The sequence below is a fragment of the Wolbachia endosymbiont of Cylisticus convexus genome, assembly GCF_003344345.1.
In genome coordinates this window covers 1-3148 of the sequence record NZ_QPIP01000151.1, presented here as the reverse complement: position 1 = coordinate 3148, position 3148 = coordinate 1, and the positions used below count along the sequence as shown (strand labels likewise).

Here is a 3148-nt window from a genome sequence, read left to right as displayed (position 1 = left end):
GTATCTTGTAAAAAGCATCTAATGTTTTAAGCTTAAGCATTAGGTGGAGGAGGGAAGAACTCTGTTTCTCCTCTTAGATATAAAATCTGTAAGAAAGATAAGAGTTCCCTCCTCAAAAGTATAGGCTGGACGGTATCGTAGAAAGACCTAAATGGCTCTAATTCTGTATCCACAAGGTTAGCCTTACTTTTCGTTTTAAATGGTAACGTATGGGGTTATATATGATCAACAACTTTCTTGGAATTGATGTATCAAAAGATCGCTTTGATGTTTTTCTTTCATTCATAAGTAAAAAAGAAAAGCGTGAAACTAGGAAAAGGAGCTTTAAGAACGATGATCTTGGGTTTCAAGGTCTGCTGAGTTTTCTACAAAAGCATAATGTGGAAGAAGTAAAGTCATGCATGTGGTTGTTATAGCGAAGCTTTGGCTGAATTTCTGCACAATGCTGGACATTTTGTTAGTGTTGTAAATCCTTATTGTATTAAATCTTATACAAGGAGTAAGCTCGTAAGACAAAAGAATGATCAGACTGATGCAGAAATTATTGCTGATTATTGCCAAAGACAGGAACCAACTCGTTGGACACCACCTTCTTCTGAAATGAAAAAATTAAAACATCTTTATCGTTGCTCAGTTGCGTTAAAAGAATTAGTAAATAACCACCTAGAAAAAAAAGAGAGACTGCCTAAAGAAGTTGCAAATGCTTGTTGCAACGAATATAGTTAAAAAAATAGAAATAATAAAAAACTCCATACGCAAACTATTAAAGCAGCACAAAGAATTGTTGGAAAATTTTCAGCTTCTATTGACTATTCCAGGAATAGGAGAGGAATCAGCAATGGCTATTTTAGCTGAAATCCCTGACATAAAAGCTTTTAGAGATGCCAGGCAATTGGCAGCATATACAGGAGTTATACCGAAAAATATAACATCAGGTTCATCTGTACATTCTAAACCAAGATTAAGTAAATCAGGTTCACAAACATTACGTAAGGCCCTTTTCTTTCCTGCCATAGTAGCCAAGAATCACAATCCTATCATTGTGAGTTTTTGCCAAAGACTAAAGAAGAAGGGTAAGCATAATATGGCAATTGTGGGAGCTGCAATGCGTAAGCTACTCCATATCATTTTCGGTATCCTGACATCCAAAAGTGCTTTTGATCCAAATCATATCAAGAATTACAGAACTAGGATGTTGACTGTAGTTTAAAATCAAAAAATGCTTCCAATCCATTCAACATATTCACTAACTGTAATCTGTGTACTGTTACACAATCAGAAGTATTTTTTGATTTTATGATACAGCTTGAGTAATTTTTTTGTTGACTAGCAAGACGGTATCTTTCTTCAAAAACAATATCTTATTTAATATGATTACTTCTATGCTTACTAAATTAGCTGCTTAACTCCTTTCAAGACAGGTTCTAGCTCCGCTAAGTATTTCTTAATGCGTACCACGGCGCACAATCTCGGTTTATACAGCTTCCATTATTTAGCCTTTTTGACCCTAAACCTAATGTCCAATGATAGAAAATATTTGGAGACCTCTTTCTCACTTTTCCTAGAAATTGTCTTGCTAGTCTTCCATGTTTCCGAAGTCTCTTATATTTTGTCCTGGCCCATTTTATTAGGTGTCTCTCTATATTCCTGAGAGATGGATACATCTCTGATTTATAAAACCTGCCATAGCCAGCCTCTGATTATTGGATCTATCTTCTTCGATATTTCCTCCAGTGTTGTATAAACCATAGGCGTCAAGTTAAGAAGAAGTGAGATAAAGTTGGTGTAAAGAAAAGAAAAAGAAGATATAAGTTCTCTTAAATTTAACAAAGAAAAGGGAGAACTTATACAATGAAAAGAATAGTTTGCATCTCAAAAAAGCTCAAAGAATTTTTTAATGAAAAAGCAGATAAAATCTCAGCTACAACAGGGTTCATAAAAAGAAAGAGAAAGCTAAAAGGCTCGTCGTTCGTAAAAGCCATCGTTTTGGGTAATATAGGGGTTGATAATTGTAGTATAGAGACAGTGTGTCAACTATTGAATGAAGACTCGATAAATATAACAAAACAAGGTCTGGACTTTAGATTTACTAAGGAAGCAGTGGAATTCATGAAAAGAATGTATAATGAATCTTTAACGTTACTTAAAAATACCTTACAAGTTGATTGCAGAATCTTGAAGCACTTTGGAGGTGTTAAGGTATTAGACAGCAGCTATATTAGCTTACCTAACAGTATGGAAGACATGTATAAAGGTTATAGCTACAGTGGTTATGAAAGCAATACTAAGTCTGGAATAAAGTTACAATTAGTTTTTGACTACCTAAACCAGACATTAGACCAGCTTAATATAACTGAAGGAATAAGGTCAGATCAGGGTTATAGAAGCCATTTAAGCAATATATCGAGCAACGATTTACTAATATCTGATTTGGGTTATTTTGTGCCAAGTTCTTTTAAACAAATCAATGAAATAGGAGCTTATTTCATAAGTCGTTATAAATCCGATACCAACATATATGATATAGAGACAGGTCAAAAAATAGATTTACTAGAACATTTGGAAGATCGATCTTTTCTAGAACAGGAGGTATTGTTAGAAAAAGAAACAAAGGTTAAAGTGAGAATTATATGTAAAAAACTAACTGAAGAACAAGCTATGGTTAGAAGAAGAAAGGCTAATAAGTTAGCAAGATCACATGGATACATATCTTCTCAAAGGAACCAAAAGTTACTAAATTGGTCGATATTTATAACTAATGTTCCAAAAAGTAAGATTAATGCTGAGCAAATACTAGTAGTTTACCGAATAAGATGGCAAATTGAATTATTGTTCAAATTATATAAGAGTAATATAAGGCTTGATAAGCTGAGAGGAAAGCCATACAGAGTATTATGTGAGCTATATGCCAAATTGTGTGCAATTCTTATATTTCATGGAATAGTGGGTTGCACAGAACTGAAAAAAAATACGGAGCTTAGCTTAACAAAGGCATTTATTGAGCTAAAAAGACGGGTTAGAGAGTTATTTTTAGCACTAAATAATAAAATTAAAGGCTTAAATATTTTTCTCAAAAAGCTTACCATAACTTGGTCGCAATTTTCATTAAAAGACAAGTACAGAAAAACTAGGGTATCCACCTTAACTT

At 33.4% G+C, this 3148-nt stretch carries 1 protein-coding gene and 1 pseudogene; both read left to right on the top strand.

Annotated features, from left to right (window positions below; translation table 11 throughout):
* Positions 1 to 221 precede the first annotated feature (221 nt).
* Positions 222 to 1210, top strand: a pseudogene (locus Wcon_RS09455) (IS110 family RNA-guided transposase).
* 641 nt (positions 1211 to 1851) lie between these two features.
* The coding region (locus Wcon_RS09445) for an IS4 family transposase (RefSeq protein ID WP_114517239.1) at positions 1852 to 3148 on the top strand (1297 nt) is incomplete at its 3' end.